Raw genomic sequence first — 7,908 nt, 5'->3', positions numbered from 1 at the left:
GGGTCGGGTCAGGCCGTCGGAGGGTGCGGCGGCTGCGGCGGGACGGGCGGTGCGGCGGGCGGGGCCGGAGCGGCGGGTGCGGTCGGCGGGACGGACGGCGCCGGGGGGACCGGGGGCGCGGGCGGGGCCGGGGGCAGCGGGGCGGCGGGGGAGCCGATCACCGGGAGGTCCGGCAGGGTCGGCTCGTAGTCCTCGTCCTCCTCCGGGGCCGGCCGGGCGGCCGCTCGCGGAGCGATCACCGGCAGGTCCAGCGCGGTGGGGGTCTCCTCGGCCTCCTCGACGGCGGCGGCCGGCGGGTCGATCGGCAGCACGGCGACGGTGATGTTGTCGTGGCCGCCGGCCGCGACCGCGAACTTCACCAGGGTCTGCGCCGTGGCGAGCGGCTCGGTGCGGGCGTCCGGGCGCACGTAGTACGCCAGGTCGGTGGCCGCCTCGGCGTAGTTCCACAGCCCGTCGGTGCAGATCAGCACCACCCCGGGGACGTGCGGGGTGAAGTCGAGGGTGTGCGGCAGGACCTCCTCGGCGTCGGCGCCGAGCCAGCCGGTGATCGCGTGCGCGCGGGGGTCGGCGTAGGCCTCGGCCTCGCTCATCAGCCCGGCCTCGACCATCCGGGCCGCCCAGGAGTCGTCCTGGGTGAGCCGGAACGGCTCGGCGGCGGCGCGGTCGTCCGGGATCCAGTACGCCCGGGTGTCGCCGACCCACCCGATGGTGACCCGGCCGCCCGCGGCTATCGCGCTGACGAAGGTGCAGGCGGGCGCGTTGAGGTCGGGCCGGGTGGGGCCGGCGCCGTCGGTGGCGAGGCGGGCGACCGCGTCGGCGGCGTCGGCGATGGCCTGGCGCATCGCCGCGCCCGGGGCCCGGCCGGCCTCCAGGGCGGTCAGCAGCGACTCGGAGGCGGCGTCCACGGCGGTCTCCGAGGCCTCGTCCGGGCGGTCGGAGGAGGAGACGCCGTCGCACACCACGGCGACCACGACCGGCTCGCCGCCGGGCAGCGAGGTCGCGGCGACGGTGAAGGAGTCCTCGTTGCGGTGGTGGCGCACGCCGCGATCGCTGACCCCGGCGACGCCCCCGAGCGCCTTCTCCATGTGGTCGCGCGGGCGCGGCTGGGCACTGCCGCAGCCCTCGCAGTAGCCGTCCGGGGCGACCTGCGGCTGCCCGCAGTGCACGCAGACCTGCCCGCGCGGCGACGGTACGGCCTCGCCGCGGGCGGCGGCCCAGCTCGTGGGCATCGAGCCGGGGGCCGCCCGGCCGTCCCGGCCGGTCCCGCAGGAGCCGCAGTAGGCGTCCTCCTGGTCCATCGGCTCCGAACAGCTCGGGCACTCGGTCTGCTGCGGCATCTGCTACACCCACGTCCTGGGACGGGCACGGTTGGCCCGTTCCACCATCTCGATCCTGGTCTCCGCCCGGTCGGCCAACCGGGCGAGTACCCGGTAGGACTGTTCCAGGGCGAAGCGCAGTTCCCGCTCCTGTGCGGGACGTCCCAGTACCACCAGGTCGGTGGCCGGTCGGCCGGCGGCCGTCTCGGCGCCGACCCAGCCGAGGGCCGTGTCGAGCACCTCGACGGCGAGCTCCTCGCGGCGGCGGGCGTCCAGCCGCAGCGCGGTCAGCTGCGCGGAGCTCGCGCCGAGGTCGGCGGCCAGGTCGTCGGTGGCCCGGCGCTCGCGCAGCCGGGCCCGGACGGCGGCGATCCGGGCGGCGGTGTAGTGGCTGGAGGTGGCCGGGACGGTCTCCAGGACGCGGACCGCGGCGGCCCGGTCCTCCTCGGCCAGCCGGACCCGGGCCAGCCCGAAGGCGGCGCTCAGGTAGGCGTGGTCGGTGGCCCACACCAGCCGGTAGAACTCGGCCGCGTCGCCGCCGTCGCCGAGCAGCTCGGCGCAGATGGCGAGGGCCAGCTTGGGGGCGGCCTCGCCGGGGAAGGCGTCGTAGACCGCGTCGAAGGCCTCCGCAGCGGCCCGCAGGGCTGTGGAGGAGCCGTCGACGAGGGCCGTCAGCCCGCGGTACCAGACCACCCGCCAGTCGTCCGGCTGGTCCCGCTCCAGCTCGGCGAGGCTGTCCACGGCGTCCCCGTGGCGGCCGAGTTCGAGCAGGGCGCGCAGCTCGCGCAGCCGGCTCTCGACCGAGACGGCGGGCGCGGCGGCCAGCGCGGCGAGCGTCTCCTCGGGGTCGGGGGTGACCAGGACGGCCAGGAAGCCCGCGTTCGGGTCGCCGGGGTCGACCCGGGGGACGGGCAGCGCGAGGGCGGCGGCGGCCGGGTCCAGGGGGGCCACCCGGAGCTGCCCGGCCTGTTCGGTGGGCAGTACCAACTCGGTGTCCACGACGCGCAGTTCGGGGCCGAAGAGGGTGGAGGGCGCGGGCCGGGGCCGGTCGTCCTGGAGGGCCAGGACCTCCCGCAGCACGCCGGTGAGCTGGTCGGCCATCTCCTCGGCGGAGGCGAAGCGGCGGGCCGGGTCCGGGTCGGTGGCGCGGACCAGGAAGCGGTAGTACGACTCGTACCTGGCGAAGACCTCGACCTGTTCGGGGCCGGGCAGCGAGTCGCGGTAGGTGCCGCTGTAGCCCTGGAAGTCGAAGGTGAGCACCGCGAGGGTGCGGGCCACGGTGTACAGGTCGGAGGCGACGGAGGGGCCGTCGGTGGCGATCTCCGGGGCCTGGTAGCCGATGGTGCCGTAGATCGGCCCGTCGCCGTCGAACCGGCGGACCGCGCCCATGTCTATGATCTTGAGCGCGTCGCCGCTCTGGATCACGTTGTCGATCTTGAAGTCGCAGTACACCAGGCCCCTGCCGTGCAGGTAGCCCAGGGCCGGCAGTGCCTCCAGCGCGTACGCGATCCCCTGCTCGACCGGCAGCGGTTCGCGTCGGCCGTCCGCGGTGCGGCGCTCGTTGGCGATGTCCTTGAGCGACTTCCCGCCGACGTACTCCATCACGATGTAGCCGTCGGTGGAGCCGGTGCGCAGGTCCGGGTGCTCGGCGAAGTTGATGATCCGGACGATGTTCGGGTGGTCCACCTCGGCCAGGAAGCGCCGCTCGGCGACGGCCGCCGTGAGCGCGTCCTCGTCCCCGGTGTCCAGCAGGCCCTTGAGCACCACCCACTTGTCGTTGACCCGCCGGTCCACCGCCAGGTAGATCCAGCCGAGCCCGCCGTGCGCCAGGCAGCCCACCACCTCGTACTGCCCGCCGACCAGGTCGCCGCGGCGCAGCTTGGGCGTGAACGAGTACGGCGTGCCGCACTTGGTGCAGAAGCCGTCCGGGCGGCCGGGGCGGCCGTTCTTCTCCCGGCCCACCGGGGTCTCGCACTTGGAGCAGAACCGCTTGCGCTCGGGCACCTCGGGGTTGGCGAGCACCGCCTGGGACGGGTCGGCCGCCTCGACGGTCGGCACCGTGACCAGGCCGGCGCCCAGCCGGTTGCGGGTGCCGGCGGTGGTGCCGCCCCGGGTGGAGCGGACCGAGAGGGAGCGGCTGCTGCCGGTGCGGGTCGAGCGGTGCGAGCGGGAGCGGCCGGACATCGAGCGGGCCGAGCCGGTGCGGGCCGACAGCGAGCGGGCCGACCCGTCGTGGCCGGAGCCGTTCCGGTGGGAGCCGGGGGAGACCCGGGCGGAGGGGAGGTGGGGCTGGGTGGCGCCGGTGTCGCCGCCGGCCGGGGTCAGGCCGCACTCGTCGCAGTAGCCGTCCGGGTCGATGCTGCCGGAGCAGTCGCGCGGGCAGGGCGCGCCGGGGCCGGCGGACGCCGCTGCCCCCGCCGCTCCGGCAGCCCCCGCCGCCGCAGCCCCCGTCGCCGGTGCTCCGGTCGTCGCGGTGGTCCCGCCCGCCGGGGCGAGCCCGCACTCGTCGCAGTAGCCGTCGGCGTCGATCCTGCCGCTGCCGGAGCACTCCGGCCGTTCGCACGTCCCGCCCATCACCCTCAGCCCCCCTGGATCCGTCCGTCGGCCGGCTCCTGGCCGGCCGCCTCCTGTGCCTGTTCGGCCTCGGTCTGGGCCGGGCGCAGCGACTGCTGGAACCGGGCCACCGCGGCGGCCGCCGCCCGCAGGTCGCAGGGCGCGCTCCACAGCAGCCAGCGCGCCTTCTCGTACCGCTCGATCACTTCCGGGTCCTCGGAGACCCGCAGCCGGGCCGCCATCGCCTTGTAGGCGTCCAGCCGGCCGCGCAGCTCGGCCCGGACGGCCAGCGGCTGGGTCACCTCGGTGAGCGACTGCCGGGCCCGGCCCAGCTCCTTGGCGGCGGCGTCCTCCAGCGTGTCCAGCAGCGGCGCCAGCCGGCCCCACTGCCCGGCCTGGCGCAGGTCCAGCGCCGCGACGATCCGCTCGCGCAGCGCCGAGGCCGGTCCGGGCACCGCCGGGACGTCGCTGGACGCTATCTTCGCCAGCACCTCGCCGCGCGCCCGGCGGGCCTCGGCCAGGGTGGCGTCGGCCCGCTGGAGGAGGTCGCCGACGCCCTGGAGGCGCTCCTCGGCCTCGTCGCGCAGCCGCAGCAGGTCCTCCAGCTCCAGCCGGACGCCGTCCAGCGCCCGCCCGGCCCGGTCGAACCGCTCGGTGTCGACCACCCCGGCCGGGCCGGCGAAGGCCGAGCCCTCCGGGACGGTGCCGCGCTGGGCGGGCACCCGGGCCGGGCGCCACAGCGCCAGCGGGTCCCCGTGCACCTCGGCGCGCAGCCCGGTGAGGTCCTGCTCGATCCCGGCCAGGTCGTCGCCCAGCGGGTGGCTCCCGGTGCGCACGCCGAGCGAGGCGGCGAGGGTGCGCACCCGCTGGAGCTCGGCCAGCAGCAGGTCGATCCGGGCGGGCAGCGCCGACCAGACCGCGTCCGCGGCGCTGACCACCTCCAGCACGGTGGCGTACCAGGAGTTCATCCGGGCCATCAGCGCGTCCAGGCTGATCCGCTCGACCAGCCTGGCCGGCGCGCCGAGCACCTGCGGGCCGTCCGGCACCACCCCGCCGGGGACGGTCACCGCGTCGCCGGTCAGCAGTTCGCTCAGCTCGGCCAGTTCGGGCGCGCCGGGCTTGGCCTTGCGGGCCCGGACGGCGCGCGCCGAGGCCAGCGCCTCGGAGTAGCGGTCGAACAGCGCCCAGAGCAGCGGCAGGCCCTTGCCGGCGACGGACCAGCGCTCCAGGGTGCGCCCGGACAGCTCGGCGCCGTCCAGCAGCCGCAGGCCCGAGTGGTCCTGGAGGGCGAGCAGCGCCGACTCGACCGCGTCCCGCTCCGCGCCGAGGCGGGCGAGCGCGCGGTCGACCTCCTCCCGGTTCAGTACCGGGCCAGCCGATGCCGCCACCGCGGTGTCCTTCCTTCCTCGCGTGCGATCCCGACGTGCCTGACGTTCCTGACGTGCTGGACGTACTTGACGTTCCTGACGTGCTGGACGTACCGGACGTGCGGTCCCACGACAACCCCCGTGTCCACCACCGGTCTCCCCGTGGTGATCGTCCCGAACCCTAGCCGGTGGCCGTTCGGGCGGAGCGGGCGCGGGGCGTCCAGGCACCGTCAACGCCCCGCTGACGGCCCGCGCGCTACCTCTCCCGCGCCGTCCCCCGCGTCGCCCCCGGACCGGCCCCGGGCAGTCCCCGGGGCGGCCCCGCGTCCGCCCCCGACGCCGCCTCAGCGGGTGCCCGGCCAGTAGCGGTCGGCCTCGTTGAGCATGTACGGCTTGAGCCAGTGCTCGTACGAACGGGCCCAGTCGCCGCGCGCGTAGTAGTCGGCCAGGACCTGGTTGACGCGGGCGGTCAGGTCGGTGCTGTCCTTCAGCATGGCGACGCCGACCACCTCCGGCTGGGCCTCGCCGTCCACGATCCGCACGGTCTGGTCCTGCGCGGCCTGACCGGCCGCCAGGCCGTTGTCGGTCATGGTCGCGTCGACCTTGCCGAGCTGCATCAGGACCAGGCAGTCCAGCTGGTTCGCCACCGTGACGACCTGGCGGGCGGTCTTCTTCTCCGTGACCACGGTCAGCGCGGTGGAGCCGTCGGCGGCACAGACCCTCCGGTCCTTGACCGCGTCGTCGATGTTCTTCGCCGACGACGCCGTCGGCACCAGGACGCGCTGGGAGATGTTGAAGTACGGCTTGGAGAAGGCGACGTCCTCCATCCGCTTGCAGTTGATCGTCATGGTGCGGACGATCAGGTCGACCCGGTTCTTCTTGATGGCGTCGATCCGGTCGGCCGTGGCCACCGGCTTGAGCACCACCTTCTCCGGGTCGCCCATGACGGCCGCGCCGATCGCCCGGGCGAGGTCGATGTCGAAGCCCTCGATCTGGCCGGTGTTCGGGTTGCGGGCGCCCCAGCGGTAGCTGTTCTGGTCCACGCCGATCACCAGGCTGCGCCTGGCCTTGATGGCCTTCACGGCCGGGCCGTCGTCGGTGCTCGGCGGCACGCTCTTCGTGACGTCGCAGCCGTCGGCCTGCTCCTGCCGGTCCTGCTGGACGGCCAGCGGTGCGGCGGTCACGGCCGCCGGCGCGGCGCCGACCGGGCCGCCCCCGGCGAGCACGGCCGCGCCGGCCGCCAGCAGGGCCACCGCGGCGGCGGGCCGGATCCTCCTCCCGGAACCGCCGGAACCGCCGGAACCACTGGAACCGCCGGAACCTCTGAAGCTCCTGAAACCCCTGGTGCGCATCGGTCGCTCTCCCCCTTGCCCGTTACCGGTACTCGGCCAGTCGCCGGCCCAGGCCGCGCAGCGCGGCGGCCGCGGCCACCAGGCCGAGCAGCGCGGCGGCGACGGCGGCGGTGCGCAGGTCCCCGCCGGTGCCCTCGGCGGCCTGCTTGAAGCGGTCCTGCTCGATGTCGGCGGCCTGGGCGAGCGCCTTGTCGGTGGCGTTGAAGGAGGCGTCGGCGGTGGCCGCGTCGCGCCTGGCCGTCACGGTGGCCTCCAGCGCGCCCTGGTAGTCGGCCTCGAACACCTCCCGGTTCCGGGCGGTGTCGTGCCGCTGCCGCCACTCGTCGAACTGCTTGGCGGCCTCCCGGATGCCCGGCTGGGCGGCCGAGGGGGCCAGCCGGAGGGCCTCCGGCAGCGAGCCGGCGGACCGGTCCGGCGGGACGTCCTTGGCCCCGGCCAGGTCCTCGACGGCCTTCGTCCACTGGTCGGCGTACCTGGTGGTCGAGCCGCGGGCGACGAAGTGGAGGTTCTCCGCCAGCCGGGCGGTCAGCACGTCCGCCCGGGCGGTGTTGAGCGCCTTCAGCGGGGCCGCGCCCTCGTGGACGCTCCGCTTGAGCGCCGCACTGGTGGTCAGGCCGGTGACGGTCAGCCACAGCCCGCCGGCCAGGACGGCGGCGGTGGCGCCCAGCAGCCCGATGTTGAACACCCGGTTGGTGCGGCGGAACAGCGTGAGCTGCACCCAGGCCAGCGCGGCCAGGGTGACCAGCGCCAGGCCGTACGCCCCCCACGGCACCGCCTTGGCCTCGGCGTAGTCGTCGGCCAGCTCCTGGTTCTCGGCCGCGGCCAGTTCGGCGGCGGCCGGCAGCAGTACGGTCTGCATCTGCTCGGAGGCGTACCGCAGGTAGGCGCCGCCGAGCGGGATGCCCTGCCGGTTGTCGGCCCGCGCGGTCTCCACCAGGCCGGCGTAGGCCGGGAGTTGCTGGTTCAGCCGGGCGAGCGAGCCCTGGGCGGGCGAGGTCGCGGTGGTCCGGGCGGCGGCCTGGGCGATCAGCTTGGCGGCGGTGGCGACGTCCTGCTCGTAGCGGGTGCGGACCTCGTCGGGCTCGGCGCCGGCCAGCAGGAAGCCGCTCGCCGCGGTGGTGGCGGCGTCGGCCAGGCTCCGGTGGATCTCGGCGGCGTCCCGGCTGAGCGGCTGGCTGTACGAGACCACCCGGTCGGCGGCCTGCGCCCTGGTCTCCAGCTGCCAGGCGGTGAGCCCGCCGAAGGCGACGGTGAGCACCGCGAGCACCACGCCGGCCAGCCGCAGCCGGCCGGGGGGCGTGCGGGTGGCCTGTGCCAGCT

General features: G+C 75.9%; 5 protein-coding genes. All 5 read right to left on the bottom strand.

The annotated features are described in order from the left end of the window. Positions 1-8 precede the first annotated feature (8 nt). Positions 9-1,337 (bottom strand): protein phosphatase 2C domain-containing protein, encoded by a 1,329-nt coding sequence (locus ACFU6K_RS23320; protein WP_380665970.1) that lies wholly within the window; start codon positions 1,335-1,337, stop codon positions 9-11. 3 nt (positions 1,338-1,340) lie between these two features. Next, positions 1,341-3,890, bottom strand: a complete 2,550-nt coding sequence (locus tag ACFU6K_RS23315; RefSeq protein ID WP_380665968.1) for a tetratricopeptide repeat protein — start codon at positions 3,888-3,890, stop codon at positions 1,341-1,343. A gap of 5 nt (positions 3,891-3,895) precedes the next feature. Continuing rightward, a complete protein-coding gene (locus ACFU6K_RS23310; RefSeq protein WP_380665966.1) occupies positions 3,896-5,257 on the bottom strand; it encodes a hypothetical protein in 1,362 nt (453 codons plus the stop codon). A gap of 323 nt (positions 5,258-5,580) precedes the next feature. Beyond that, positions 5,581-6,489 (bottom strand): glutamate ABC transporter substrate-binding protein, encoded by a 909-nt coding sequence (locus tag ACFU6K_RS23305; RefSeq protein WP_380665964.1) that lies wholly within the window; start codon positions 6,487-6,489, stop codon positions 5,581-5,583. 121 nt (positions 6,490-6,610) lie between these two features. After that, positions 6,611-7,908 (bottom strand): hypothetical protein (locus ACFU6K_RS23300; RefSeq protein ID WP_380665962.1); only part of this gene is annotated, 1,298 nt, incomplete at its 5' end.

Origin of the sequence: Kitasatospora sp. NPDC057512 (assembly GCF_042802135.1) — a bacterium.
Taxonomy (GTDB): domain Bacteria; phylum Actinomycetota; class Actinomycetes; order Streptomycetales; family Streptomycetaceae; genus Kitasatospora.
The sequence above is the reverse complement of the archived record's forward strand: the minus strand, read 5'-3'. Positions and strand labels throughout refer to the sequence as shown.

What these genes read in the sequence shown, in the direction of transcription:
- ACFU6K_RS23320 (WP_380665970.1), bottom strand. Translation starts at nt 1,337, where the DNA reads ATGCCGCAGCAGACCGAGTGCCCGAGCTGTTCGGAGCCGATGGACCAG.
- ACFU6K_RS23315 (WP_380665968.1), bottom strand. Translation starts at nt 3,890, where the DNA reads ATGGGCGGGACGTGCGAACGGCCGGAGTGCTCCGGCAGCGGCAGGATC.